We start from the raw sequence: 25,889 nt of genomic DNA, 5'->3' as shown, positions 1-25,889 counted from the left end.
CGGCCCCACGCGGGCCTGACGGCCCATCGGCTTGCACAGCGACCGGACCGCCGACGCGAGGTGGGTTGCCCGAGCGGCCTAAGGGAACGGTCTTGAAAACCGTCGTGGCAGCGATGTCACCGTGGGTTCAAATCCCACACCCACCGCCAGGTGAGAGAAGTAGCAGGTCAGAGGGCGGGTCTCCGAAGTGGAGACCCGCCCTCTGCGTTCACCTTGTCTCACCCCGTACCCCTGTTTCCCGGTGCCGACCAGCGCGTGTGGGCCATGTGTGGGCCAGGATCGCGCCTACTCCTCGGCACTAAGCCCCAGCTCAACGAGCCGGTTGGCCGCCGCCGATCCGCCCTTGAGGAGCTTGGCGTAGAACCGGTAGAGCACCGCGAGGCTGTGGCCGGCGCGGTAGGCGGCCTCCACAGGGTCCATGCCGGATTTGATCCACAGCGAGATCGCGGCGTGCCGCAGGGAGTACGGGACCTCCGCCAGCGCGGTCCGAAGCTCCTGCTCGCTGAGCACGACCTTCCGCGCCTCGCTCCAGACCTCGGAGTACTCGTTCGACGTCAGGCGGCCTCCGCGCACCGCCCGAAACAGCCGGCCGTCCGGTGCGACACCGAAGCGCGCGATGTGGGCGCGGACCATGCGCACGTATACCGGCGGGACGGGAACGGCCCGTACGGCCTTCCGCGCCCTGTGCTTTAGGCCGCGCTCGTCGTGGGACTTCCCGCTGTCGGTCCAACCGCCCCCGACTTCCGGGTGGCTCTCCGATACAAGCACTTCACCCCACGCCTCCGGCTCGCTCTCGGGCGGCAGGATGAAGTCCGACTTCCTGAGCGCCGCGGCTTCGCCGGGGCGCGTCGCCACGTAGTAGACGGCCCCGTAGAACGCCTCCAAATGCTCACCGCGTTCTCCCTGCGCGGCCACGGCGGCGAGCAGAGCGCGAGCGAGTCGAGGGCCGGGCACCCACCGGAAATTGACCTCGTCCGAAGTCTGGGGGGCCGCCCAGTCCACCGACATAAACGGGTGGCGGGTGAGAAGGGCGCGTTCCTCAACCGCGTAACGGAAGGCGTTGCTGAGCACCATGCGCTTCCGGTTGGCGGTGTTCTCCGCCGCAGGCTTGCCGTTCAGGAGTAGGGAAAGAGCCGTGAGTGCCCCGCGTACGTGCTCCGGCTTCGAGGCTTCGTCCACCCGCATCGAGTGCTGAGCAACCCACTCCAATGCCTTCCGGACGTCTTCGGGGGGCTGTTGGACGTCGGCGCGCGAGACGAGCTGATCCTTCGGACCGTTCACGGCTCGGAAGGCCCACTGGTACAGAGCTGCGCGGAGCACACGGGCGTCAGGTCGGGTGCCGGCGCCAGTCGTGAAGACGGGCGTGACGACCGCGAGGGATTCCGCGATGCTCGCTCGATGCTTCGCCGCCGCGCCGGGCCACTTCATCAGCGCGTACGCCTTGGCGTGCTCGAACCACGTCGGCATCGCGAGAGCGGCAAGCTCCTTCTCGGGGATCCCGGTCTCCTCGTCGAACTGCTGCCCCGCTCGCAGAGCGGCCATGAGCTGGGAGCGGCGACCATCAGCTTGCGGTTTGAGAGTGAAGCTCTTCGAGTGCCCCTCGGCTCCGACGCGCCAGCGGAGTTCCCAGGGCTTCGGTCGGCCTTTGCGTTGCCGGATGGACCAGATGACGACGTCGAAGGTGAGCATGTCTCTCCATGAAAAGAGGGCCCGCCGTGGCGGGCCCTCTCAGGTCTGGTCGGTGCGGACTCAGGCGGCTTCCTCGTACCTGGCGAGCCAGGCGTCAAGGTCCGCGCGGCGTACACGCACCTGGTGGTTGGGGAGCTTGATGAGCTTGGGTGCGAGGCCCCGGGCGCGCAGGCGGTAGAAGGCGGCGCGAGACATGTTGAGTTCGTCGAGGACTTCGGGGAGCTTGAGCATCTGAGGGCGGGCCACGCGTGGTCTCCTTCGAGACGGTTAGCCGCCACAGAAACCACGTAATACACAGAAACCCTGTTTGGTGGGTCTGACCTGGGGTTTTGGTGGTGGAGGTGGGTTGCCACAGAAAGCGCGGGAAGTCCCACAGAAATAGGGGGGCCGGGGTGGGCTCGTATTTGTGTGGTTCTTCTGCGGATTTCTGTGGCAGCCGCCTCCTGACCGCCCCTGGCCGTGTTCGGGCAGTTCAGGGGCGGTGCGGGGTTATTTCTGTGATTCTGTGGTTTCTGTGGCGGGGTTCAGGCGGTGGGTTCGCTGAGCTGCGGGTGGATGCGGTAGCGCGGGGAGGGCGGTCGGCCGCGTCCTCCGGTCTTGGTGACGGGTTGCGCCCGGATGTATCCGTGGTCTTCCAGCAGGTTCAGCGCCGGGTCGAGATCGGCGACGGTGGGGAACTCGGTGCGGGAGAGCTTGGTCATGACGTCGCGCTTGCTGACTTCGGTCCACTCGTTGTCGCGCAGTAGCTCGTAGACGGTGCGGGCGCGGTTGGCGGTGTGGTCGGCTCCCATGAGGTCGAACACCGCCAGGGCGTGGCCGGTGAAGTAGTCGGCCAGCTTGATGGCGTCGCGCATGGTGTCGGCGGTGATGGGCTGGGTGTGCCCGTTCTCCGTGTGCGCGGCCAGGTGGAGCAGCCCGGCAAGACGGGCGGTCGCACCGCCCAGCTTCGCTGCCCAGTTCCTGATGTGCCCGAGGTCCCCGCCCCGCTTCCGCAGCCGCGGTTCCTGCCGCCGCTCGTAGGCGGCCAGGGCCTCGTTGGCCTCGGGGGTGAGCTGGAGTACGGCGGGATCGGTCCAGCCCGCGAGGCTCATCGTCAGGGACGTGACGCGTTCCTCGTAGAGGTCGGCCACCTCTTCGGCCAGGGGCTCGGGGGTGACCTCCCGATAGCCCACCAGGTCTTCGGGGAGGGAGTACAGGAACCTGCCCAAGAGGCCCCTATCCCCCGCTCCCTTGATGCGGCTGATGTCCTCCAGCACGGAGGGCTGAACGGTCTGGCCCATGGTGAGGGCGGGGGAGTCTATGAACTCCTCACGTCCTCGGCGGTCCACCCGCAGGCGGTCCCCTGCGTGGCCCTTAAGGAAGGGCTCCATGTTCGGGGTGCCGGAGTAGCGCCCGGCGATGATGTCGAAGATCCCGCCCTCTGCCGACATGACGGAAAGCCTGCCGCCTTGCTCTGCGAGCAGTGAGGAGATGACCTCCGGGGTAGCGTCGTCGGCCAGCAGGCGCGGTTTCGTGGGCACAGTGACCGCCTCGGCGGCTTGCCCGAGGCTGATGGCCTCGGCCATGAGCTGGTCGCGCTTGTCGGCGTCCGCGCGGGCTGCCTTGGCCGCCGCGTTGTCCGCGACTTCCTTGGCGAGGCGTGCGGTCAGTTCAGCCTCGATGATGGCCCCGGCCGCCTTGGTCGCCATCAACTCCTCGCACTTGTAGAGCGGGTCCGTCATCAGCCCGAACACCGCGCTCTTGCGGCTGCCCGGGGGCAGGGCCATGACGACGAAGAGGTTTGTGGGCTCCCGCCACCGGCCCCGGACATGGACCACGGCGCGGCCTCCGGCGGCAGTCGACAGGACCGCGAGCGCGAGCGACGCAGCTGCGTCCTCTGCCGTCTGCGTCTCCTCCGCGACGCCGCGCACGAAGTCTCCGAGCCAGGCCGGGAAGACCTCTGTGGGGAAGGGGGGCAGTTCGCGGCGGGCGGTGAGCGGGATCGGGTCGTCCCACGGGGCTGCGGCTTCCTGCTGTGCGTCCAGGGCTTCGAATCCGGCCCAGAGTTCCGTGCTGTCCACGGGCTGCGTGCTCATGCTGCGTCTCCCGTGGTGTTGCGGGTGCTGCGGAGGATGCCGTCGCGGATGCTGGCCGCGATGCGGGAGGGTGCCAGTCCCTTGGCCATGGCCGCCTCGGTGAGGGCGCTGGTGACGTCGTGCTCGGTCAGGGTTCTCGCCGCGATGAGCCTGCCGAGGGCGTAGGCCGCGTTGTAGAGGGTCGTGTTCTGGGTGCCGGTTGCGGCGGCGGCGACTTTGGCGATCTCGCCGTTGAGGGCGGCGGTCGCGTACCGGTCTGCCTTCCCGATGCGGGAACGGAGTACGGCCACGGGGACCGGGGCGGATGCGGGCGGCGGGGTGAGGAGGTCACCAAGCCACGTGGGGAGGGGGGCCGGGGGCGCGTCGTGAATGATCTCGTACGAGCCGGTGCCCACGGTGCTGCCGGCAGCGACCACGTACCCGCCCCAGGCTCGCGTGTCGACCTTCCACCCCAGACGTCCTGCGCTCCCACGTAGCTGCTTTTCGGCAGGCGCGGTGAAGTACAGGTGCTGTCCGCCACGGCGGGTGCGCACGGTGTACGTCTCGGTCGGCAACCGCTCGCCCGCCCGCTCACACAGCGCGGCGAACACGTCCAGCCCATCGGCCATACCCGCCCACTCGGACGGTGCGGTGTCGTCAGCGTCCTTGGGCAGGTCCAGGTCCACCACGACGAGGCCGGCGGGACCGGTGGCGATCCCGACGTTGTACGGGGCGGACTCCCAGCACGCGCGGATGCTGGCACTGTCGAGAGTGGCGCGCTGCTCCGGGGTGCGGTGACCGTCCGCGCAACGCCCGGTGCCGGGGCAGGACCGCTCCGGGTGCCCCGCAGGGCGCTTGTCACCGGGACGGACGGGGAAGACGGGCCAGCCGCGCTCAGCAGCGGCCAGGGCGGCGTTCAACAGGTGTGTGCTCATGCTGCCGCCTCCTCGGTGCGGGTGAGGAACGCGGTACCGATCCATCGGGTGTAGGCGGGCGGCAGCGCCTCGCGCAGGGCCAGGTGGTCATGGGACCAGCCGATGCCCTTGGCCTCGCGGATCTCCTGCACGGTGGCCTTGCCTCCGCCCTTGCCGTAGGCGGCGACGTAGGAGCCGTCGAAGTATTCGCCGTGCCGCCACCCCCGCACCCTGCCCCGGTGCGCGGGGTGCGCGGGCTGCGTGGCGGTCCAGTTGCCCAGCTCGAAGTAGCGGTGCATCAGTACGGCCAAGGAGAACTGCTCACCGCACAGCCGGAGGTCTTTACGGACCTCGGAGCCGGCCACGTTCTCGATGACGTAGGGCCGGCCGACGACGTCGAGTGCCGCGCGGGTGGGCGCGATGAGGCGAGGGTGCCGGCGGCCGGTACGGGCGTTGCGGGCGGCGTTCGTGCCCTTGGTCGGCGCTCCCTCTCCCTGGCAGGGGGGTGAGGCGTGGATGAAGTCGAACTCGTGGCCGTGCTCACGGATGAACTCCACGGCGTCGCCCTGGTGGAAGGCGTCACCGCAGTAGTCGGGCTGGGCCTTGATGTCGACGCCGGTGACGTGCCAGCCGAGATCCTGGTAGCCGCGTGCCGCGCCACCGATGCAGCAGAACGCGTCCAGGACCCGGAAGCGGGATCGCCGGATGAGGGTGGGTTGAGTCATGCTGGGGGTTCTCCTGTTTCTGCGAAGGGACAAGGGAGCCGGGGCGGTCGCGGTCTTTGGCGAGAGGCGACCGCCCCGGGCATAGCTACTGGTTGTTCTTGTGCCAGATCGCGAACTCCTGGCGGACGTAGCCGCGAGGGTCACGGACGCTCTCCGGGTGGTCCGGGTGATAAGGCCCGTCCGCGTAGCCGGAGGGCCCGAGCCCGGCAGCGCTGTCGAGGTCCATGAGGTTGATGGCGGCGTCGACGGCGGCCTCCGGGGTCGCGTCGTGACCGAGGGCGAGTCCGAGCGCCATGCGGTCGAGGGCGGCCGCGCGGCGAAGCCAGTACTCACGGTTGAGGTCCGGGGACAGCGGCGTGTCCATGAGGATCTCGCGCGTCACTTCGAGTTCGTAGCCGATGCCCGGGGCGTCGGCGTAGGCCTGCTCCGGGGTGGGGAACGGGTTGGCGGCGGGGAGGTCGGCGGTGAAGTAGAGGCGCTCGCCACCGGAGGTGAGGGAGAAGCTGCTCCGGACGCGGCCGATGTTGAACTGAGACCGCAGGCCGGTGACGACGCTCTCGCGGTCGGCGCTCTCGCAGATGATGCGAATCTCGAACACGGGTCAGTGCTCCTTGGTGATGTCGACGGCGGGGAGTTCGGGGAGCCCGGCGCGAGTGAGCGCGGCGGGGTCGTAGCCGGGCAGTGCGGCGCGGGAGATGAGCGCGGTGGCGAGCTGTTCCGCGTAGGCCACGCCGGATCGGGCGACTTCGATCTGTGCCCCGGCGCGGAGGGCTTCGACGCGTTCGACGTGTCCGTGCTCATCGCGCCGGACGGTCGTCTGCCGCTCGTAGGCGACGGTGTCGCGGCGGTCGGCGCGCCAGTAGCGGGCAGCGATTCCGTACGCGGTGGCGGTGGCGAGCACCCACAGCAGCAGCGGCAGCGGGAGACCGTCCGCGTATCCGGCGACGCCTGCGAGCGCGAGCCCTCCGGAGGCGGCGAACGCGGTTCCGGCGATGACGGGGTCACCGGCGCGACCGGCCGATGCGAAAGCGCCGGCCGCCCCGGCTCCGGCAGCGAGCACGACCATCAAGGCCGCGTTGCCCACGGAGTGTTCGGCGCCATTCGCGTTCCAGATCCTCCCGAGGATCAGCACCGTGGACGTGGCAAGGGCCGGGGCCACTTTCGGCGCTGCGAGGGTGAGCCAGTGGCGTTGGACGAGGGGTTCGTTCATCGTCTGCCTCCTACAGGTCGGGGATGGCGTTGATGACGGCGGTGGTGAGTTCGTTGATGGGCCCGGACGCTCCGGTGGAGGCGAGGAAGAACCCGAACATCACGGCGATGAAGGCGGAGCCCCATCCGAGGGTCTTGGAGCGGAGCAGGAAGAACAGGACGAGGCCGAACAGGGCGACGAGGGAGACGGTGATGGCCATGCGGGGTTATCCCTTCGAGGTGGTCTTGAAGGCGGGCTTCCTGGGGGTGTCGGTGCCGTCGCGGTAGAGGCGCAGCCACACGTTGAAGAGGTGGCGGCCGACGCGGATGCGCTTGCGCTCGCCCCGGCAGCGGCGGCAGGTCTTGCCGGGCCGGAGGTTGCCGCGCCGGTCCTTCTTGAGCGCGTAACCGAAGCCCTTGCACTTGCGGCAGTCCCCGAACGGGCTGGCCGCGCACAGACTGACGTAACTGAGGGTGACTATAATCAGGCAGGCGCTAGCAAGGAGGATGAGGGTCATGGGGCGCCTTCCAGGCGGGGTTTCCGGTGTTTGCGCAGCTGGGGTGCTAGGTGCGAGATCCCTGATGAGGGCCGCTTTGGGCTGCTAGCGGGGGTGCTAGACCTAGCAGCGGTGGCTGCTAGGTCTAGCAGCGGTCCGCGTCAGCTCCCGGACCGGCTTCCGTCACGCACCGTGATTGCTTTGGTGATGTCGGCGCGGGCGATACCTCGGCGGGTGGTGCCCTTGCCCTTGTCGCTGGTGCCCCAGACGTCCTGTGCGGTGACGCCGTGGGGCTTGAGGTTCGAGGTGACCGTTTCGGCCTTCCACCCGGTGTAGACCTCGGGGCGCAGGGCGGTGAGGCGGGCGGCGATCTTCTCGTTCCACACCTTGTCCTCGTCGGCCGGCACAACCTTAAGGATGTCCGCGAGGAGGTCGAAGGAGGCTTCCCCGCTCTCCGGCTGCTGGCCGATGGCGTGGCCGGTGAGGTTGCCGTACTCCTCGCGCATCTTCCGGGCCCTGGCCACGACCTTCTCCGCGCCGACCGCGTCCACGAACGCGGACGCGACGATGCGCGGGTCGTCGCCCTCACCGGCCATCCAGCAGATGCCACGGTCGGTGCGGGAGAACATCGTGGCCCGGTACCCGGCCTTGTACATCGACGTGCCCAGCACCATGTCGTTGGCGGGCTGCCCCATGACCTTGAGGCAGAACCGCAGCACGGCGTTCGCTGAGATGCCGGTGGGCAGCGACTTCGCGTCCGGGCGCTGGGTGCCGAACAGCATCGTCATCCCCAGCGCCGGACCCCGCTTGCCCAGGTCGGTGCAGATCTCCTCGATCTCCGGCCCGTACTTGTCGTGCTCGAAGGGGACCTGGCACTCATCGAACCCGGCGACGATCGGGTGCAGCCCCAACGTCTTGTCGTTCGCCAGCTCCGGGGTCACCTTCGACTCCGGGCAGCGCGAGCGCGGCAGGGACTTGATGACCTTCGCCCTGCGCCGAAGTTCCGCCCGCAGCTCCCGCAGCGATTCCAGGACGTAGAGGATGTCCTCGTCCTCATCCCCGGCCCGGTAGCGGTGGCAGACCGGCTCCAGGGCGCCGAAGTCGCCGGTGCCCTTGAAGTCGAACGCGTACAGCTCCGCACGCGGGTCCAGGGCCGCGATCAGCAGGAACAGGCGCATCAGGAACGTCTTGCCCATGCGCGGGATGGACCCGACGATGACGGACGCGAACATCAGGGTCACGGCCACGTCGCCCATGCGCTGGTCGTTGCCGAACACGACCGGACTGAACAGGTCCACGCTGCCGGACTTCAGCAGCGGCCAGGCGGGCTTGGTGGTCTCGTTCATGGGCTTGTCACCCACCCACAGGATCAACCTGCCCTCGTGCTCGGTCGGGTCGGAGGAGGGCCACACACAGCCGACCTTGCGGCGCAGACCGGAGGCGAGGGGCTTGCGGGCCTCCATGATGTCCTCCGGGGTGACACCCCACGGAAGGTCCAGGTCAGCGCGGTATCCGGGCCCGTCCCGGGTGATCTCGGAGGTGAAGCGCATCCCGTTCATGTCGCCGCCCTTCTTGATGGCGGCCGACAGCTTCACGTTGCCGATGTTGTCCAGGGCGCGCAGCACGATCGGCCCGGTGAGCTTCTGCAGCTCGGTCTTCAGTACGGCCGGGCCGATGACCGGCTGATCCTGCGGTGAGCCCCAGTACCCGGCGACCAGCACCGCAGCCGACCCCAGCACGACCAGCAGCGCGGGAGCCATGACATACAGGGCCAAGGCCAGGCCGGTACCGAAGACGATGGAGACCAGCGTCACGAACGACCGCAGCCGCACCCGCCGGTCCCGCTGCCGCGACAGCTTCAGATACTCGGCGGTGTTCTCCCTGTAGACCTCGTATGCCCGCAACGGGGCGGCCTCGGCGTCCCACATCCACCGGTTACTCTCCTTCACCAGCCGGGCCGCACCCTGCGGGGCGCGCAGACCGAGCTGGAGCACGTACCAGGGGGTGCGGATGCCGTGGAAAGCGGTGGCGTAGAACGCGTTCGACGCGGCCCGCTGGGTGGTCGAGACGAACCCCGGCTTCGAGGTCAGCCAACTCGGGAGGATCTGCCGCCGCTTGTAGGTGGTGATACCCGGGTCGGGCAGGGCGGGCGAGTCGACCGGACGAAGCCGCGGCGACTCCTCCTCGTCGTCCGCCTCGGTCGGCGAGGCAGGGGTGGGTGCTCCGGCCGGTTCCGGGGCCGAAGCGGTGGGGCGCTTGGTGGTGATGTCGAAGACCTCGGCGTCGGGACGCTCGGGCGCTTCGGCCTGTTCGGTGACATGCGTGTCAGACACGATGAGTCCGTTCTCCAGGGTGGGTGTGGGCCCGGACGCCGGGGCGGGGAGCCGTCCGGGCCCGAGGGGCGGGGATCACGTCCGGTCAGGCGGCGAGCTGCGGGGAATCCGCGCAGGTCACGCACACACCGAGCGAGGTGGGGATGCGGTATCCGGCATCGGTGTTGCACTCGGGGCAGACCTGCCGGGCGGCGTTGGCCTTGGCGAGGGCCGCCCATTTGGCCGGCGTCATCGGCCGGACCGTCTTGGCCAGGTCGATCCGGTAGAGGTAGGCGACGCGGACGGGGCTGGTGCCCTTGCGCCAGTAGCGGCGCGAGTGCCACAGGACCTGTGCAGCGATGTCCTGCCCACCGGGCCTGAGCCCTGCCGCCCTGAGCTGACGGCGCGTGGCATAGCCGTCCGGGGCCATGCGCCACGGGAACGTGGGCACCCCGTAGCGGGCACCGGACGGGTCGTAGAAGCGACTGCCCATCAGGCGGCCTCCGCCTCAGACACCACCCGCTCGGTCCGCTCGGCCTTCAGCGCGTCCCGCAGGAGGCGGCCGTTGGCCGACGAGGTGCGGACCGCCTTGCGGATCGCTTCGGCCGTCAGCTTCTCGTCGGGCCAGTCGGCTGTTGCCGACCGTGCCTCGGCCAGCAGCTCATCCGGGGTGCGGGTCGGTCGGGGTGTGCGGGCCGACTGCGGTACCCGACCGGTCGCCCGGCGCGGGGCCGACTCGACAGCAGCCACCGGCCGCAGCACGGGCGGTTCAGTCGGCTTCACCGGCTCGACTTCCGCGACCGGCTCCGGGACGACTGCCGGGGCCGGTTCAGCCGACTCGGGAGCCGGGGGCTCGGTCACGGCCGCAGCCTCCTCGGGGGCCGACTCTTGCAGGTCAGACCCCAACCGATTTGTTAGCTCATGATCTGTTTCGTTCTGATCTGTGATCGGGGGTGCTCGGTGGTGGAGGACCTTGGCGACTAGGTCGGAGCCGAAGAAGATGGCCCCGACCGGAAGAGAGGTCGCCAGCAGGACTAGGGCCCAGTTGGCAGGGTCCCAGTCGGCCAACTGCATCCGGACCTCTCCCCCGCGCAGCGCGGGCACCAGGCCGTGCACGTAGTTGAGGACGAGGGACGCGGCGGTGTATCCGGCGAGCACCCTCAAGGCGAAGGCGCGGTCCCTGCCGGTGAGGACGAGGGTGGCGACGAGGGCCAGGGCCATCAGGCCGTCCACCACGAATGGGTAGAGGAAGGCTGCGGTCTCGTCGGCTCCGACCGTGCGCGCCACGTCGTGCTGTGCGTTCCACGAGACGCGGAAGGCCATGCCGACCACACCGACCAGAGCAGCGACCAGCAAGGTCTTGGCGAAGCGGTTCATGCCGCCGCCCCCGTTCCGCCCGTGGTGCCGGGCCGGCCCTCGCGGCGGCCGTTGACCGTCCGCACGGACGTGGCCGATCCGAGCGCCGGGGCGATGCTCCAGCCACCACCCTCCTGCTTGGTCCGGTACATCTGCTCATCCGCCCGGCGCAGCAGCGCGGACAGGTCAGCCTCACCGGAGCGCCAGCACAGGGCGGCGCCGATCGACGCGTACACGTCGATGCGCTGTCCCTCGAAGTCCACCGGCTGCTCCAGCCGGTCCAGCAGATCCGCGAGCTGCACCAGCAGGTTGCCCGTCACGGTGCCCATGCCCGCTTCCACCGTGGTGACGGCGGCGAACTCGTCCCCGCCCAGACGGCCCGCAACTCCGGCGTTGTCCTCGGCCCACTCGCCGAAGCGCTGCCCGGTGGCTCGGATCACGGCGTCTCCGGCGGCGTGGCCGAAGGTGTCGTTGATCTGCTTGAACCAATTGAGGTCGATCACGTATACGGCCCGCTGCTGGCCCTGGGCCAGGCTCTTGCGGGCTCGCTCCTCGAACGGGTCGCGCGTCCACAGACCGGTCAGCGGATCGCGCCGGGCCGCGTCGTACCGGCGGCGCATCCACAGACTGTGGACCGACCAGCCGGAGGCGAGCGGAAGGGCTGCGGACAGGGCCGCAAGGGTGTGACTCATGCCGCTTCCTCCGTCCCGGCGAAACGGCCGGCGGAGCGGGCGGCGCGCAGGAAGGGCACGGTGCGGGTGAGCGCGTCGGCGTAGAGCGCGTCCCACGCGGCGACCTCGTCACCGCCCGACCCCTCGGCGGCCAGCTCCGCGATGACCTCACGGGCCACGTCCAGACGGGCGGCCCGCTCCTGGGGGGACTCCGGGGTGAGCGGGCCCCGGAACAGGTCGCGGTCGAGACCGAGAGGCAGTTCGTCGTAGCCGAGGGCCAGTTCCTCGAACTCGGCCGGGTTGAGCACCTGGTGATTGCCGATGTACGTACGCATGGGTGTTCTCTCCTGAGAGGCGAAGGGAACCGGGGCGGCCTCGGTCTTTGGCGAGAGGCGGCCACCCCGGCAAGGGGGTGAAGCAGGAAGGGTCGTTCTCCGGCTCCCCCTCACCGCCTGTGCAAGACAGGCGGATCGGGCAACCGGCCGCAGCATGAACCCGCTGCGAACAGGTACGGGGTTGCGCTGTACATCACGCGGAAGACCGCGTGGCCGCCTACTTGGCCGAGGAGAGGCGGCATGATCCCCATTCAGTTGTCAAAGAGCAGTCACTCCCCGGCAAGCTCGGTAACCCCTGGTCAACAGGGGTTCCCGTCCTCACGGGACCTGTCGGGCGCTCTGCGGTCGTGCAGTTCAGGACCTGAGTCAGCGCCGCCGAACAAGTACTGCCGAACGAGAGGTACATGTAGCACGTGTTCCTCATCATGCGGAGAGAGATTCGCTCCGTCAAGCCCTTCGGCTGTTCGGGCCGCGAGCCCCGCGCTGTCGATGTGCTTACAGATTGGCCCCGGAAGGGCAGACGATCGACCCCGTACATGTACGACCCGAGGACGTCTTCGCTAGGGTGAAGTCGTCCCAAGTCGTCCCAGCAGGGAGAGCGCGACATGGCGAACGAGAGGCTCCGAGGCGCGATCGTTGAAAGCGGCCTCACCCTCGATCAAGTAGGCGCCCGTTTAGGGGTGTCAGCAAAGACAGTCGAGCGGTGGATCGGCGATCCGAAGCGAAAGCCCTACCGGCGATTCCAGTTCGCCACTGCATCGCTACTGCAATGCGAGGTTTCCTACCTGTGGCCCGAAGAGCGCACCTCAGCCGAGGTCACTGAGGCCGGGAACGCTGAGCTGATCAAGCTGTACCCGCACCGGTCTGTGGTGCCGAACCGGTTGTGGCCACAGCTCTACTCGCAGGCGCGGGAGCACTTCGATGTGCTCGTGTACTCAGGGTTCTGGCTTACCGAGGACCCGACGTTCCACCGTGTCGTCAAGGAGAAGTCGGCGGCCGGTGTGCGTATCCGGTTCATGCTCGGAAGTCCTGACAGCACCGCCGTGGCCGTTCGCGGCGAGGATGAAGGAATCGGCCCTGCGATGGCCAGCAAGATTCGCAATGCCCTCGTCAACTACAGCTCGCTCTTCGGGCTGCCCGGGGTGGAGTTCCGGCTACACGACACGACGCTCTACAACTCGATCTACCGTGCTGACGACGAGATGCTGGCCAATGGCCACCTGTACGGCGTCGGCGCGTACATGGCCCCAGTGCTGCACCTGCAACGCGTCCCAGGGGGCGAGCTGTTCGATGCATACGCTGAGAGCATCGAGCGGGTCTGGGAGTCGGCCCGCCCCATCTCATCCCCCACCTATGGAGGTCTGCCGGCATGAGCCGCATCGACTACTTCCGAGATCCCAACGCGCCCGAGGCCAACTCCGTCGTACCTTCGGTCACTGCGGTCGTCCGCGACGACGAGGGGCGGATTCTGATCATCCACAAGACCGACAACGACCTGTGGGCCCTTCCCGGGGGTGGCCATGACATCGGCGAGAGCATCGGGGACACGGTCGTCCGGGAGGTAGTTGAGGAGACCGGGATCATCGTGCAGGTCGACAGCATCGTGGGTCTGTACACGAACCCCGAACACGTACTGGCGTACGACGACGGAGAGGTTCGCCAGCAGTTCTCCATCTGTTTTCGCGCACACCCGACTGGCGGAGTCCTGCGAACGAGCAGCGAGTCGAAGAGGTCCGCTGGGTTGCCCCAGCGGACCTCGACAAGCTGAACATTCACCCGTCCATGCGTCTGCGCATCCAGCACGGACTGGACGACTCACGACGCGAGCCCTATATCGGCTAACTGTCGGCAGGCGCGGCGACAAGACGGCTCTCTACTCGCTCTGCGGCCGCATAGATCTCCGGTGCCGCACGCTGGATGAAGCGTCCGACGATCGTGTCGGGGCCGTACCGCTCCACGATCTCGCCCAGACGTTGCGCCGGTGTGGTGTGTCCACCGGTCGGCGTGGTCGTCATGTCGCAGAAGATCAAAGCGTCAACAAGCTCGGGGCGTTCGAGCTCGAACTCGCACTCCAGTTCTTGCCGGAGGCCCCGCTCCTCAGCTTCCAAGAGCGCACAGGAGTGGTGAGCCACCAGGCTAACCACTCGTTCGTCTGCGCCTTCCTGGTCTCGCAGGAACCGGGCGCCGTCCAACGGGTGAAAGCCGGTGGTGGCGATGCTCGGTGAGTAGCCGATGTCGTGTAGGACCGCAGCCGCTTCCAATAGCTCCGCATCATTGCCCAGAATCGGCGCCAGAGAGCGGGCGCGTCCAGCGACCCCGAGGACGTGTGCCCACCGGCGGGGGAGCGGTTCAGACAACAGCGCTTCGGATAGCGGGTACGCCCACTCATTCAGTCCCATGGCTGCCAAGGCTACGACCGGCCGACGGATGTCGGGAGGGCGCACACCGTGCGCCCCTTGCCGTGAACGGTGGCCAGCACGCCTGTCCCCTCCATGTGGGCCAGTACGCGCCGCACGGCCGTTCGCGACGCTCCGAAGCGCTCGCAGAGCTTTGACTCGGACGGATACGTGTCGCCGATCGTCAGCGAGTCTTCCGCGATCACGTCAGTCATCCGCTCGGCGAGGGAACGACGGTCGCCGCCTTGCGCGGTACGCCAGCCGATCCCTGGTACGGACTCCACGGAGCCCTCAGCTTCGAGCACCTTGAGAGCACGGCGGATCGTGTTTCGCGCGACCCCATGCGAGCGCGTGAGAGCAGCCTCCGATGGCAGCGGTCCGCTGATCTCCCCCTCTTCGATCCCCTTCCGCAGCGCCTCCGAGATGACCAGATAGGTACCGCGCGGACTCGCCTCCGACACTTCGGCTCCTCTCACGACACTCAATTGCTCGCTGCCAAGGGTCCCACGAGCGGTGGCAGCCCTACATGACCAAGGTTGTCGCAGATTCTTCACCTCCATCAAGACAGGGGTCTACTCGTTCAGCTCCCGGGCAGGACGCCTTACGATCCGCTACGCCAACCCAAGGTTGACCCATGCGCGCTCCAAGTCCTCTAGCATCCTCCTGTGCTCCAATTGCTGATTGACACCTCTGTATGGTTGAACATCGCTAAGCGCCGCGACGGCCAACAGATCATCGTTCCCTTGCGCGTCTTGCTGCACCAGAAAAAGCTAGAGCTTCTGGTACCCAACTTGATATTAGACGAGTTTGACCGAAACCGACCGCGCGCCGAGGCTGCAACGGAACAAAGCGTAAAGGAGAGATTCAGACTCCTGCGTCAGGACTTGCATGATTATGGCAATGATGACGCCCAGCGTTGGATTGCAGAGATGGCTCACCAGATCCCACATGTGAGCGCGCGATCTTTGCAGAATTTTTCTGAGATTTCTGACCTGCTGCGCCGAGGGACGCTAATGGAGCCGTCCGAAGAAGATTACTCGGCAGTTGTCCGGCGAGGCCTCGAAAAAAAGGCCCCCCTACATCAGGACAAGAACAGCGTTGCGGATGCACTCTTAATGGAGCAGTACTCTTCGGCCTTGAGGCCTGACATTGAGGAAGGGGATGAGTATGTTTTCGCGACGGCCAACTACACTGACTTCTCTTTTCCAAAGGGGGATCGTCGGCAACCGCACCCAGACTTTGCAGAGATTTTCGAATCCCCCAACTCGCATTACGTCTACGACGTCGATGGGCTTGTTGCGCTGCTCGGAGAAAAACTTGGCAGCGACTATTTCGATGAAGCCCAAGAAGTTCAGTTAATTCAGGCCGACACTGCAACCAGATCCTTGGCAGACATTTTGGCGGCAGAAAAAGAGTACTTTGACAAAATCTGGTACGGCCGAAGCCTCATGCACGAAGGCGAGACCGGGCAGATAGATCCAGACGTTTCGGATTCGCTGAAAGAGACAATCCATTCCGCCCGGGAGCGCATCGAAGAAGAATTTGGGGTCGGCAACCTGCCGCCTTTCGATAATTGGGAATGGGGTTTCATGCACGGGAAACTGTCAGCCCTTCGCTGGGTTCTGGGAGAAGAATGGGACTTTCTCGATACGTGACCTTCTGAGTCCTCTCCACCCGCCCTGGTGCGGACCATCTCGATTCTTTATCCCGCTCCAGGGCACATGGACTCCGCCAGGGTGTCATTTTTGCTGGAGTCAGAATGGGCTTTCCGCACTCAATTCCGGGTTGGAGTCAGGCAAGGCGTCGTTCTCAAAACGCAACGCCCTGTCGGCAGCATCGAGGAGATCGTCATAGGTCAGCACTTCGACGCGACTAAGGTGCGAGTTGTAGGTTCGGAGCGTCCTATCGACGATCTTCTTATCCACGCCCTGGATTTTATGTGCATTCCCAAGCACGACAGTTCCCCGAATGCGACACATGTCATAGGAATCCCCCAGCGAGTTGGCGAAAGTCCATTCCATCGCGGGCCCCTGATGGTCGAGCGCCCGAAGATAGTTCATCACCTGCCCCACTGCCTCATGCACTTCTTTGCCTACGATCCAGTGATTTCGGTGATTCTTCACGAGGCCGGGAATGGATGGCCCCTTGAGTTCTACGATGTGGAGCGTCCCATCGGCGCCAAGCAATGGAATGTCGTGCGAATCGAGCATCGTGAGACTGCGCCGCTGCGCAATGCCTACGTATCTGCCACCAAATAGCCAGTGATGCCCCTCCATAGCCCTCTGCATGTCAGTTTCAGTGGCGGAAGGTTGCTCTGCAAGATCTCGGAGAGTCTGCACCACCCTGCGCCGTTCAGCGATTACTGCGGACTCAACTGCGGAGAGGCCAGCTGCCGTTGTTGTTAGAGCAGCAACCATCTGTGGTAGGTCGCCATGGGTAGCCAGGAGAGATCCCAACCCGTGAGGGTCAATCTCGCCTGTTTCAAGCAGTCCGAGCAGCGAGGAAGCTGCCGATGCCGTGTCAATAACGCGGTAGCGCCCCTGCTTCCTCACGTCATTCGAAAGGAAGGCCATCAGCCTTTCAATCTCGCCATTCTCGCAGGACCATGAGTCCTTTACATTTTCGAAGTCAAACTCTGTGGCCCCCACTTTCCTTTCGTGTGATGTGAAGCGCAGGGTCTCAGTTCTAATCTCGTTAGTTGCGGGGTTACCGAAGGTCGAATAAGTGACCTTCTTGTAAACTTTCGGCCCATTCTTTATCTCGGCGCTTCGTGTTCCGAATCGCCCTGTACCTTCCTCCGCATCCAGGCCCCACATGTGCATCTCTTCACCAAGACTCACTATCAACCTCCACCAAAGAGACAGGGGCCCTGATTGTGACAGTCAGCGGGTCGCTTCGTGCGCGTTTGGTGAAATTCGAACTCTTGAACGAATCTATTGTTGCGGGCCCCTGCAGGGCCTCCTCCCTGTGCACGAGCCAGCTAGACGCAGTGCTGGAATCGGAGACCCGGGCGCCTAAGGGCGCACCGGCGACTCCAGAGCCGTCGGCCGACCGGCCGTCCGTCTCACTTTCCGTCTCATTCAGCTCCGTGCATCGGGGTTCACGCCCGTACGAGCCACAGCCGTTCTGCGGGTTGCGGACCGCCCTGAACGCGCGCGGACGCCTACGAACATGGCTCTGACCTGCACCAACAGAGTTGGAAAGCGTGATTGCGGCCGAGCGCGACGGAGGATCAAGTTTCTTTACTTCATCAAGGCGCCCGCGCTCCTGCCTTCGGCCCGCTCGGCGCTGCCGCCGCCGACGCGCGCCCGCAGTGGATAGGCCCGGAGGGCATGAGTCCAGAACCAAGCCCGCGGCTTCAAGACGATGCCTCCGGCGGGGGCGCTCAGACTCCGGGATGGACGGGGCACCGTTCGCGAGTGCCGGCCGGAGCGTGGCGAGCGTCGTGGGGCTCCCATCCCGACCACCTTCGACCCAGGCAGAGCCGAGCAATCGTGGCCCAGGGCGTCAAGGTCGTTCGTACAGTGGCGCGCTCCACCTTGACGCCCTGAACCACGACCGCTCCACGACGTGTGGGTCGAAGGCGGACGGGATGGGAGATGGAGCGAATGGTGAGATAGGGCAAGTGGGGCCGGCCGAGGATACGCCATGCGGGAACGCCTCAAGCTGGAGGCCGTAGGGTCCGTGAGCATGGAGCCCATCTCGACTACCGTGATCGTGAACCTGACTGACCACCCTGGCGTTGAGCCAGAGGTTTCTTGGATCCTTCCGCTGGACGCTCTCGATATGTCGGTTGAGGAGACTGTCGAGCAGCTCCAGGCCCTGACCTGGTCGACGGGCGAAGAATACCCCGTCATGAGTAGTTTGCAAAGCCGATATGGCATTCACAACTGGGGATCGTCATCCTCTTTCGCCGAGTTCATCCTCAGCCTGTCTGCCGGCGGACTTGGTTCGCTCGGCGCTACAGCCCTTGATGCCGCTGTACGAGAGAGCTTCAGGAAACTACGGGACCGGGCTCGTGGTGATGACTGGGGCGACGTGATCTCAGAGGAATACGCGCTGAGCGTAGCAAAATCTAGGATCGCGTCTCAGTACAACGTCGAAGCAGAGGCACTCACCGTCCACAGGGCTCAGACGGATGCCGTTGAGCGGTCACACGAGTTCGAGTTCACCCACACTGACGGCCGGTCTTTCGGAGCGGTCGTGGGGATCTTCAAGGACTCTCCTACGTGTACGCGCATCTGGCGCAGTGGCCCGGATGCCGCCTCCTGAGAGGACATCCTCGCACCCGGAAGCGCCCTCCCGTGGCCGTCTCGGAGCCACGGAAGGGCGCTCCGCGATGACCAAGGCTGACAACTTTCGATGGCTCAACAGCAAGTCCCGGCGTTGATCGGTTGCGCGACCGAAGGTCGGAAATTTGACCCGTAAATTCCAACGCTATGCATTTGCAAGCATCCTGCGCACCACAGCGGGATAGTCCTGCAAATCCTGAAAGTAGGAAACTGCGTTCCTGCCGAAGGCTTGATGAATGGTAGTTCCCGCCCGCGCGATCAGTGAAACTCGGCCACCGATTGCTTGGGCCAGGCCAAGTTCATAATAGCAACTCGGCCTTTCGAGGGAGAGGTCGGCGATTACCGCAGTTGCTTCTCCGATCGTGGCAACAACTGCTCGAAGGTCAAATTCCTTGCCAGCTGCAGGCAATCCTCGATCCAACGGAAAGTGCACCGAAAGCCCAAATTCGGCTGCGACCCTATCTAGGCAGACCCGCTTCTCCGAATAGTCAACATCCGAAGAAACAGGCATAATTGAGTAGATGTAGCGATCCATCATTTTCCCTTCTTTTCGGGTTGCTCTGAATTGCTGAATGGTGATGGATGATCAGTGACATTGTCCCAGCTAAGCGCCGAGAAGGTCACCACGGAGAGAAAAATCAAGGCGAAGATTGCACCGAAAGCGCGGGGGATGAATCGCTCTGCACTTGAGGATCGAAGTCCGCGTACGAACCCGCTCGCCGATGGAGCCTGAAGTGCCTGCACTCTAGAAAGTTCCTGCCACTCTTTGCCGAAGCAGTTGAAGGACTGCGCTGAAGACGGGCCGCTGGCGCCTTCGAATATTACGAGAGGCGCCATACTGTTCAACACCTCGAACTTAGCAGTATTAAGCGCCTTGAAGTCGTCAATTTGTCGGAGCCAAAAAAAGCACATCACGCAAGCGATCGCGCTCAGAACCAAGACTCCGATGATCCCCGCTAGGAGAAATGTGTCGTGAGAGGAGGCCCAGCCAAGTGTGACGCCGATTGCTAGAAGGCTCGCCGTTAGCACTGAGTAGTTCCAGCGATTCATCGCCAAACGTCTTTCGGTCACCTTCTCCGTCGTCTCGTAATAGAGGCGGTATTCTTCAAAGGAAACGGGAGGCTGAACTTGCGGAGGGGTCATGTGGCCTCATCTGGAGACGAAATAGCTTGATGCGGCTAAAGGCTAACAGTGATGCGGTGCTTGGAGGCGGTAGATGCCGGAGATCGTTACCTGATGGGCTGCATGACAAGTGACACGAAGGAAGTGCGTTGATGACGATGCTGCAGGAGCGCTTGGAGGGTCGCCTGGGGTGCCGACTGGACTAGTGCTAGCTGGGCAGGTCGGGGGTCCCACGGCCTCGCACTGCCGGCGGGGTCAGGAGTGCGACGGAGGAGCTCGGCTGCTCTGCTCCAAGAGTGGCGGCCCCGCACGGGCAGGCGGAGAGCCCAATGGGGGAGCCAGCGCCCGCGACCGGATGCGCACCCATGTGGACGGTCGTGGAGGGTAGACCGCTCCGATGTGAGCTTCCGTCGCGCTCAACCGCCGTCCACCTGAGCGCCTTCTTAGCCTCTCCTCAAAGGGACCGAAGCCATCGACTGAAACCAACAGTCAAGGTGCTTGAGCCACAACAGCCAGAGGATGCCTATAAAGATCCGATTTTGAGGGAGGCAACCCAGATCGACCTAATCAAGCACTAGGCCCTGGGGCGGGGATACAGCAGCGAAGTACAGCTACCTTTGTGACCGGCCCCATCCGTCAGTGCTCCCCCACACCCTCAGGGCGACCGGTTTGACCATCGCTGACCGATCCAGCTAGAGCTATGGATCAGGGGCTTGCGCCATTTCGCCGACAAAGCCAGTAGACGGCGGTCAGACTTGCAGCATGACGATTGATTCTGCGATCAACCCTGTAGTGGCAGCCCTCCCTGGAGGAGGCTGGATGGCTGAGTACAAGCAGGATGACGGCAGCCTAGAAGCCTATCCGCTCGTGGCCTGGCTCGTTCTCGCGGATGGTGAGATGGTTCCGAGAGATGCATCGGGTGAGGGCGACGCCCACGACCCCCGCGATGTAGGGAACTTCCAACGGCTTTACCACCCGGACGCTATCAGTTCTGATCCCGTGAATTGAGCTTCGGCGGTGCCACCCCCCCCGGCCGATGGGCCATGTGTGGGCCAGGGGGCAGGCATCGAGCCATCGGAGCATCGCTGCTGCAGGTCAGAGACTTGTGAGAGCAACTTATGGGACGGTCTTGAAAACCGTCGTCGCAGCGATGTGACCGTGGGTTCAAATCCCACACCCACCGCAGGCGAGAGGCCCCTGACCAGTACGTATGGTCGGGGGCCTCTGCCATGTCCGCTCCCTGCCAGGTACCGCTGTTCCCCCTGGTTTCCCGCTCTGTCGGGCACGGAAGGGGCACGCGGGGGGCACGGATCCGGAAGTTCAACAGCTGAAGCGGCTCCGATCGCGCTCGTATGGCAGCGACCTACGCTTGTTGTGTGCCCTTCTCCTGGGGAGAACGAGCCCGCATTGCTCTGGGGAGGGGAATCAGATGGCGAACTCGTGCGTGATCCCGGCGCAGATGTCGTCTTCGAATAGCAGTGCGATGTGGTAAACGTCGCTTTGCCACTGCAGGAGCACCTGATGGGGGCCTGCCACGCTAAAGCTGGAGTAGGGGCCCACCGCAGCGACGATCTCAACCTTGCTGCGGCCTGCCAAGTTGCCGAGCCCGGCAAAGCCCTGAGCTAGTGCTCGTCCACCGGGCAACAGTCCAGAGTCTTCACTCGTGATGCCTGCGAACTGGCCTTGATCGAAAAGGACTCCGATGTGGTAGCTCTCGCTTTGCCACTGGAGCAGGGTTTGCCCTGGCCCCATCATGCTCTGGCTGATTGGTGCACCGACTGAAGAGATGATCTCGTCCGCTGTGCGGCCGGTGAGGTCCCCTAGTTCGGCGAAGCTCTGTTGCAGTCTGTGCGCCGACAAACCAAACATGGCCCCTCCTCCACGTGATGACGGCCGCACTCTACGGGCCTCAAGTGGTGGGGCGAAGTGGAAAGGTTATAAGTCCGTGAAGGGCTGTGATGTCGGGTGAGTAGCAAGCGCTAACGCTGGGTGGGGATCTCGTAGACGATCTCGCAGTGCGCTGCGGGCATCACGATGTCCGCTGTCTCCACGGGACGGCTTTGGTCGCTGTAGTACGTCCTCCGGATATGCGTCACGAGTGCGGCCTTCTGGATGTCGAGTAGTGACGCCTCCTCGGCGGTTGCGTGCCTCGGTTCGGGCTGCTCGACCGCGTGGCTGATGGTGACTCCGATCACGGCTATGAGGTTCACGACCCCGGCCCCGGCGTGGGGCCCCTCGGGGAGAGCGACGAGGGTTCCGCCAGTGACGGCGTACGCTCCCAACTCGTCGACAACTGGAACGGCTTCCCGTCCGCAAGGAACTCGTACGTCGTCCGCACGCACAGCTCGCCCTCTGCGATCCCGAGCCGCGTCGCGATCTCCGCCGAGGCCTGCACCTTGGCGTCGGTCCGGCTCTCCCAGTCGGCCTGTAGGCGAAGGGACTTCATGTCCTGGCGGAAGGGGGGCCCACTGGGCTGCTCACGTGCCGACGATCGGACGACTCTTACGCGCTCCCGGGGCTCGGCGACGTACGTCCCTGATCCTGCCCGGCCTTCCAGGGCGCCTTGGGAGATCAGCAACTCCTATGCTCTGCGCCCCCCGACCAGGAGAATGCGGTCGGGGGCCTTGCGCGTGCGCGTCGTTCGGCGAGGCACCAAAGAGGGTGCGTCCACGGGGGCATTTCGCCGTAGCGTGGCCGAATGTTCGATTATCTGGAGATCGGTGTGCTGCCGCGAGGGTGCCGTTTCCCGCCCAGTCTGCGGATCCTGGTCAATGGCGAGGACGTGGTGGCGGGCGCGGTCGATGACGGAGGGCGGGGGCCGCTCGTCGTCGATGCCCTGCCGGCCGGCGGCCCCGGCCTGCTGTGGGCGACCGGCGAGGCTCGGCGGGTGGAGTTGGGGGAGCCGGAGTGTTCGGGAGGGTGCTGCGGGTATCTGACCGTGGTCGTTCAGCGTCTCGGGGGCATCGTGCAGTGGTCTGACTGGGAGGTCCCGTACAAGGAGGACGCTCCGCTGGAATTCCAATTCGACGCCGAGCAGTACGACGCGGAACTGGCCCGTACGGAAGGTGAGGTCGGGGCAGCCCGGTGACGCGCAGAGTCGGAGCGGCCGGGCGGCGGCGTTCCGAGACACTCCGCCGGGGCCGGTCCGAGCGGTGTCACTCCCCCGGGACGGGCCCGAGCGGTGTCCCTCGTCCGGGACGGGTCCGAGTGCGCCGAGGGCGGCGGGTGCGTCCTTCTTCCGTGTGACGGCGAGGACCGGTACGCCGTTGTCCTCGCACTCCACGACCACCGTCCGGCCGTCGTAGTCGGGACGGTCCGTGGGGTCCGTCAGGTAGGGCGGGCGGACACGGAGTGGAGTCAGGGTGCGCGGGGCGGCCTTGCGGTGGAAGGCGCCCGTGGGGTCGGGAGTCGTGGCCAGGACGTCGGGGCCCGCGACCAGGTAGCCCGCGTGGCCCGCGCACGGGACCTCGCCCATGATCAGGCCGGGGAAGCACGCCTCCTCGGTCGGCACGGACGGCCCCAGCGCGATCGTGTCGTCGCCGCGATGGCGCCGGTGCAGGAATGGGGCGGCCAGGGCGTAGAGCGCCAGGGACACCACGCAGGTCACACCGGGGAGTTGCAGAGCGTCACCGATGTTGTCGCTGTGCCGGGCAGCCTTCGCGCTTCGCGCCGAACGCGGTCAGGAACGTGCCGCCGGTGATCGTCAGGCCGACCTGTCAGGGAACGCCCGGGGCGAGCGCCTGTTCCTCCAGGCTGTCGCGGCCGAGGCAGCCAGGAACATCGCCCCGACGAGGCCGAGGAGCAGACCGATGGCGAGGGGCATCCGGAAGGACTCGCGCGGGTCCGCGTTCGTGTGGTGGCGGTCCGGCCCGAAGCCGACGTACCGGATCTGGTCCTGCCAGTACGTGACGTCGATGTTCGCTCCCGGACGGGCTGCCGGAAGCCGTTCCAGGTCGCTCTCGATCCGGGTGCGGGTGGACGTTCCGTCGGCCTCGGTGAGGTATAGCCAGTACGACGGTGTCTTGCGCCCGGTCTCCTTCTCGGTGCGGTCGAGCACCGCGGTGACCGTCCGCAGGCAGCCGGAACCGCCGCCACCGGGGGCCGTGCACGCGGGCGCGGTGGTGAAGGCGCGCTCGTCGTCGCGGGCGTCCGGCGCGGTGATCAGCAGCAACCAGGCCGCCACCAGGGAGAACAGGATGCCCGCTGCCAGGTGGGCGAACATCGGCCCACGGCGGGCGGGCGCTGCCACATGGCTTGGTGTCGGGGTCACCTCCGCATTCTGAGCCGGTGGGAGCGGAAGCGATATGAGTGACGCCCGCATGTTCTGAGGCCGCTTCCTGCCGGGATTCGGCAGTGGGCGGGAGCGGCGGGCCCCGGCGGAGCCGCCGGGCCCTCTCTCGGCGAGAACCCCGTCAGGCCGCGCCGTCCCGCTCCTCGCCCCGCCCCGAGGTCAGCCGTGCCGCCGAGGCGATCGCGGCGCGGGCCTCGTGTTCCGGCAGTCCGGTGCGGACGGCGGCGGCGGTGAGCCCGTCGGCCAGGGCGTCGCCGAAGCCGTGCTCGTAGGCGCGGCAGGCCGCCCAGAACAGGCGGGTGTTGCGCTGTCCCTCGTGGGCGGCCAGCACGAACTGGATCAGGCCCTCCCCGCGACGGGCCGCGGTCGCCGGTGCGCCGGGGCCCGGGCCGGCGGCCGGTCCGGACGTGGCGCCGGAGGCCGGGCTCGTAGCCGTGTGCGGGGCGCGGCCGGGCGGCGGGGCCAGGAGGCGGAGCAGGGCGCGGGGGCAGGAGGCCGGGGTGAGGTGGGCGGTGCCGGGGGCCAGGCGGTAGCGGCCGTGGGCGGTGACCGAGCCGGGTCCGACCAGGTAGCCGCCGCTGCCGCGGATGTCGATGCCCGGGGCGAGGCGGCCGGCGGAGTTGGGGACCGTGGCGTCGGCGGGGCCGGTCAGCCAGAGGTGGCGGCCGCCGCTCGGGGTGAGCACCGTGACCGTCGGCGGGATGGTGAACAGGTGCTGGAGGGCCAGCTGCCGCAGCGCGCCCGCCGCGTCGCTGCCGTACGCGGGGTCGACATCCAGATCGATGCCGACGAGGCGGTGCGGGGCCCGTCCGCAGGCGATGCCGTAGCCAGTGGCCCGGGGCGCGGCGGCGAAGAGGGCGCGGACGGCCGCGGGGTCGGTGGTGGCGTCGTGCACCCCGTGTCCCGGCAGCCCGCACTCGCCCCGGCAGTGCGTCGGCGGCTGCTTCCCCCGGTGTGGCGAGCGCAGCGCGGGGAGCTTGGTGGCGGAGAGCGGGAAGACGGGGAGGCCGCGCCCGGCGGCGGCGAGGGCATGGGCGAGGGCCAGGGTGGGGGTCTGCCGGTCGATGGTGGCCATGCCATTAGTTTCGTACATGTGTTCGAATAAAGGAAGGGGGGGCGGTGTGGAGCGGGGTGGAGGTGTTCGGGAGGGGTGGGTGGCGGAACGCTTCTTCCCGGGCGTGCCAACGGGTCTCCGAGGTCACCTCGCTGACCTGGACTTTCGTGAGGCGTGGGAGGTTTATCCGCTCTTCGTCATACGTGAGGGGGAATCGGGGGGTGGGGAGGGGTTCCCTGAGGGGGCGCTGGGCAACTCTGGTCTCGCGACGTTGTGAACAGCACCGGGGTTGTCGGCCAACTCCCCCGGAACCAGCCGAATATGAAGCCGCAATTCCGTTTCCTGGAGGAAATGACATGGCAAGTATCCGTACCGCTCGTGCCCTCGCCGTTGTCGCCGCTCTGCCCCTGACCGTCGCGCTCTGTGGCGGTGTTGCCATGGCGGACAACGGCTCCTTTGCGAACGACGGATCGAACGCGGCTGTGGCGACGGTCGGCGGCAGCGGTGTCGGCGGCATCAACACCGGCAACTCGTCCACCACCCAGCAGCAGGCGGTCGGGACCGGTGCGTCGAACCAGAACACGTCCGCCCAGGTGAACGACTCGGCCTTCGTGCCGATCGATCAGTCCGACCACAGCGTCGCGGTGAACTTCACGCCCATCTTCTGGTGATCCTCCTCGGACGACACGGACGACACGGACGACACGGACTGGACGGGTGAGCGGACTGGACGGGTGACGCGGTCGTCGGGACCTCCCGGGGGGTGGGTTCCGGCCGACCGAACGGCAGCCCGCGCGAAGGCACTCAGGTGCCCGCGCGCGGGCTGCCGCTGTCTTGACAGGGGCCCATGCCTGACGGGTAGTCAGAAACGTCGGAACGCGGACACCGGTCGCCGGGTACGCCGGTAACCGGACGGGGGCGCTCCGGCCTTTCCGTTCGGTAATCGCAGCTCTGGAGGCTCCTCCGTGCACCTCGCCCCGACGGAACGCCAGC

28 protein-coding genes, 1 tRNA gene and 2 pseudogenes are annotated in these 25,889 nt (G+C 66.4%); 8 read left to right on the top strand and 23 right to left on the bottom strand.

Annotation, left to right across the window (positions count from 1 at the left end; all coding sequences use genetic code 11):
- Window positions 1-59 precede the first annotated feature (59 nt).
- Window positions 60-149: transfer RNA gene (locus AC3CH1_RS13560), tRNA-Ser, on the top strand.
- 136 nt (window positions 150-285) lie between these two features.
- Here the strand turns inward: AC3CH1_RS13560 and AC3CH1_RS13555 are convergent.
- The 14 genes from AC3CH1_RS13555 to AC3CH1_RS13490 all read right to left on the bottom strand — a co-directional run bounded on the left by AC3CH1_RS13555 (window position 286) and on the right by AC3CH1_RS13490 (window position 11,741).
- A complete protein-coding gene (locus AC3CH1_RS13555; protein WP_488463126.1) occupies window positions 286-1,689 on the bottom strand; it encodes a tyrosine-type recombinase/integrase in 1,404 nt (467 codons plus the stop codon).
- A 60-nt stretch (window positions 1,690-1,749) separates the two neighbouring features.
- Window positions 1,750-1,935, bottom strand: a complete 186-nt coding sequence (locus tag AC3CH1_RS13550; RefSeq protein WP_037878213.1) for a helix-turn-helix transcriptional regulator — start codon at window positions 1,933-1,935, stop codon at window positions 1,750-1,752.
- 278 nt (window positions 1,936-2,213) lie between these two features.
- Window positions 2,214-3,764, bottom strand: a complete 1,551-nt coding sequence (locus AC3CH1_RS13545) for a YfjI family protein (RefSeq protein ID WP_488463125.1) — start codon at window positions 3,762-3,764, stop codon at window positions 2,214-2,216.
- On the bottom strand, window positions 3,761-4,678 hold the full coding sequence (locus AC3CH1_RS13540; RefSeq protein WP_488463124.1) for a bifunctional DNA primase/polymerase: 918 nt from the start codon (window positions 4,676-4,678) through the stop codon (window positions 3,761-3,763). The genes AC3CH1_RS13545 and AC3CH1_RS13540 overlap by 4 nt, the downstream gene beginning before the upstream one ends.
- Window positions 4,675-5,382: a DNA methylase gene (locus AC3CH1_RS13535; protein WP_488463123.1), complete on the bottom strand. Its 708-nt coding sequence runs from the start codon at window positions 5,380-5,382 to the stop codon at window positions 4,675-4,677. The genes AC3CH1_RS13540 and AC3CH1_RS13535 overlap by 4 nt, the downstream gene beginning before the upstream one ends.
- Before the next feature lie 85 nt (window positions 5,383-5,467).
- Entirely contained in the window at window positions 5,468-5,980 is a 513-nt protein-coding gene (locus AC3CH1_RS13530) for a hypothetical protein (RefSeq protein ID WP_488463122.1), read from the bottom strand.
- A 3-nt stretch (window positions 5,981-5,983) separates the two neighbouring features.
- Window positions 5,984-6,592, bottom strand: a complete 609-nt coding sequence (locus AC3CH1_RS13525) for a hypothetical protein (RefSeq protein WP_488463121.1) — start codon at window positions 6,590-6,592, stop codon at window positions 5,984-5,986.
- A gap of 10 nt (window positions 6,593-6,602) precedes the next feature.
- A complete protein-coding gene (locus tag AC3CH1_RS13520; protein WP_200722071.1) occupies window positions 6,603-6,791 on the bottom strand; it encodes a hypothetical protein in 189 nt (62 codons plus the stop codon).
- A gap of 6 nt (window positions 6,792-6,797) precedes the next feature.
- Window positions 6,798-7,088 carry a hypothetical protein gene (locus AC3CH1_RS13515; RefSeq protein WP_488463120.1) on the bottom strand — a complete coding sequence of 97 codons (291 nt, stop codon included), beginning with the start codon at window positions 7,086-7,088 and terminating at the stop codon, window positions 6,798-6,800.
- Window positions 7,089-7,228: 140 nt separating this feature from the next.
- Window positions 7,229-9,400, bottom strand: coding sequence for a cell division protein FtsK (locus AC3CH1_RS13510; RefSeq protein ID WP_488463119.1), 2,172 nt, complete (start codon window positions 9,398-9,400; stop codon window positions 7,229-7,231).
- 85 nt (window positions 9,401-9,485) lie between these two features.
- Window positions 9,486-9,872 (bottom strand): RRQRL motif-containing zinc-binding protein, encoded by a 387-nt coding sequence (locus AC3CH1_RS13505; protein WP_488463118.1) that lies wholly within the window; start codon window positions 9,870-9,872, stop codon window positions 9,486-9,488.
- Window positions 9,872-10,756, bottom strand: a complete 885-nt coding sequence (locus AC3CH1_RS13500) for a DUF2637 domain-containing protein (RefSeq protein ID WP_488463117.1) — start codon at window positions 10,754-10,756, stop codon at window positions 9,872-9,874. The genes AC3CH1_RS13505 and AC3CH1_RS13500 overlap by 1 nt, the downstream gene beginning before the upstream one ends.
- On the bottom strand, window positions 10,753-11,427 hold the full coding sequence (locus AC3CH1_RS13495; RefSeq protein WP_488463116.1) for a GGDEF domain-containing protein: 675 nt from the start codon (window positions 11,425-11,427) through the stop codon (window positions 10,753-10,755). The genes AC3CH1_RS13500 and AC3CH1_RS13495 overlap by 4 nt, the downstream gene beginning before the upstream one ends.
- A complete protein-coding gene (locus AC3CH1_RS13490) occupies window positions 11,424-11,741 on the bottom strand; it encodes a hypothetical protein (RefSeq protein ID WP_488463115.1) in 318 nt (105 codons plus the stop codon). The genes AC3CH1_RS13495 and AC3CH1_RS13490 overlap by 4 nt, the downstream gene beginning before the upstream one ends.
- Window positions 11,742-12,346: 605 nt before the next feature.
- Between AC3CH1_RS13490 and AC3CH1_RS13485 the strand changes: the two genes are divergently transcribed.
- Together AC3CH1_RS13485 and AC3CH1_RS13480 are read left to right on the top strand one after the other, a co-directional pair.
- On the top strand, window positions 12,347-13,114 hold the full coding sequence (locus tag AC3CH1_RS13485; RefSeq protein ID WP_488463114.1) for a helix-turn-helix domain-containing protein: 768 nt from the start codon (window positions 12,347-12,349) through the stop codon (window positions 13,112-13,114).
- Window positions 13,111-13,583: pseudogene (locus AC3CH1_RS13480) on the top strand (NUDIX hydrolase). The gene AC3CH1_RS13485 and the pseudogene AC3CH1_RS13480 overlap by 4 nt, the downstream one beginning before the upstream one ends.
- Here the strand turns inward: AC3CH1_RS13480 and AC3CH1_RS13475 are convergent.
- Window positions 13,580-14,140, bottom strand: coding sequence for an HD domain-containing protein (locus AC3CH1_RS13475; protein WP_488463113.1), 561 nt, complete (start codon window positions 14,138-14,140; stop codon window positions 13,580-13,582). The pseudogene AC3CH1_RS13480 and the gene AC3CH1_RS13475 overlap by 4 nt on opposite strands.
- 11 nt (window positions 14,141-14,151) lie before the next feature.
- Entirely contained in the window at window positions 14,152-14,598 is a 447-nt protein-coding gene (locus AC3CH1_RS13470) for a GntR family transcriptional regulator (RefSeq protein ID WP_488463112.1), read from the bottom strand.
- Window positions 14,599-14,802: 204 nt separating this feature from the next.
- On the opposite strand from AC3CH1_RS13470, the gene AC3CH1_RS13465 reads away from it, so the two are divergent.
- Window positions 14,803-15,792, top strand: coding sequence for a PIN domain-containing protein (locus tag AC3CH1_RS13465; protein ID WP_488463111.1), 990 nt, complete (start codon window positions 14,803-14,805; stop codon window positions 15,790-15,792).
- 99 nt (window positions 15,793-15,891) lie between these two features.
- Here AC3CH1_RS13465 and AC3CH1_RS13460 read toward each other — a convergent pair whose 3' ends face one another.
- Window positions 15,892-16,977, bottom strand: coding sequence for a Shedu anti-phage system protein SduA domain-containing protein (locus tag AC3CH1_RS13460; protein ID WP_488463110.1), 1,086 nt, complete (start codon window positions 16,975-16,977; stop codon window positions 15,892-15,894).
- A gap of 808 nt (window positions 16,978-17,785) precedes the next feature.
- Here AC3CH1_RS13460 and AC3CH1_RS13455 point away from each other — a divergent pair.
- On the top strand, window positions 17,786-18,409 hold the full coding sequence (locus tag AC3CH1_RS13455; protein ID WP_488463109.1) for a hypothetical protein: 624 nt from the start codon (window positions 17,786-17,788) through the stop codon (window positions 18,407-18,409).
- 165 nt (window positions 18,410-18,574) lie between these two features.
- Here AC3CH1_RS13455 and AC3CH1_RS13450 read toward each other — a convergent pair whose 3' ends face one another.
- Window positions 18,575-18,964: a hypothetical protein gene (locus AC3CH1_RS13450; protein WP_488463108.1), complete on the bottom strand. Its 390-nt coding sequence runs from the start codon at window positions 18,962-18,964 to the stop codon at window positions 18,575-18,577.
- Complete coding sequence (locus AC3CH1_RS13445) at window positions 18,964-19,572, bottom strand: RipA family octameric membrane protein (RefSeq protein WP_488463107.1); 609 nt, start codon at window positions 19,570-19,572, stop codon at window positions 18,964-18,966. The genes AC3CH1_RS13450 and AC3CH1_RS13445 overlap by 1 nt, the downstream gene beginning before the upstream one ends.
- A 798-nt stretch (window positions 19,573-20,370) precedes the next feature.
- Between AC3CH1_RS13445 and AC3CH1_RS13440 the strand changes: the two genes are divergently transcribed.
- Entirely contained in the window at window positions 20,371-20,559 is a 189-nt protein-coding gene (locus tag AC3CH1_RS13440; RefSeq protein WP_488463106.1) for a hypothetical protein, read from the top strand.
- 417 nt (window positions 20,560-20,976) lie between these two features.
- Here AC3CH1_RS13440 and AC3CH1_RS13435 read toward each other — a convergent pair whose 3' ends face one another.
- Both AC3CH1_RS13435 and AC3CH1_RS13430 read right to left on the bottom strand, forming a co-directional pair.
- A complete protein-coding gene (locus tag AC3CH1_RS13435; protein ID WP_488463105.1) occupies window positions 20,977-21,420 on the bottom strand; it encodes a hypothetical protein in 444 nt (147 codons plus the stop codon).
- A 110-nt stretch (window positions 21,421-21,530) separates the two neighbouring features.
- Window positions 21,531-22,129 (bottom strand): annotated as a pseudogene (locus tag AC3CH1_RS13430) (GntR family transcriptional regulator).
- A 120-nt stretch (window positions 22,130-22,249) separates the two neighbouring features.
- Between AC3CH1_RS13430 and AC3CH1_RS13425 the strand changes: the two are divergent.
- Window positions 22,250-22,639, top strand: coding sequence for a hypothetical protein (locus AC3CH1_RS13425; protein WP_488463104.1), 390 nt, complete (start codon window positions 22,250-22,252; stop codon window positions 22,637-22,639).
- Between the two features lie 615 nt (window positions 22,640-23,254).
- Here AC3CH1_RS13425 and AC3CH1_RS13420 read toward each other — a convergent pair.
- On the bottom strand, window positions 23,255-23,821 hold the full coding sequence (locus tag AC3CH1_RS13420) for a hypothetical protein (RefSeq protein ID WP_488463103.1): 567 nt from the start codon (window positions 23,819-23,821) through the stop codon (window positions 23,255-23,257).
- 142 nt (window positions 23,822-23,963) lie between these two features.
- Entirely contained in the window at window positions 23,964-24,917 is a 954-nt protein-coding gene (locus AC3CH1_RS13415) for a bifunctional DNA primase/polymerase (protein WP_488463102.1), read from the bottom strand.
- Window positions 24,918-25,252: 335 nt separating this feature from the next.
- Between AC3CH1_RS13415 and AC3CH1_RS13410 the strand changes: the two genes are divergently transcribed.
- A complete protein-coding gene (locus tag AC3CH1_RS13410; protein WP_488463101.1) occupies window positions 25,253-25,567 on the top strand; it encodes a hypothetical protein in 315 nt (104 codons plus the stop codon).
- The last annotated feature ends 322 nt before the right edge of the window (window positions 25,568-25,889 follow it).

The sequence above is a fragment of the Streptomyces sp. MGP-P1 genome, from assembly GCF_057766565.1.
This window is presented reverse-complemented; position numbering and strand designations above follow the sequence as displayed.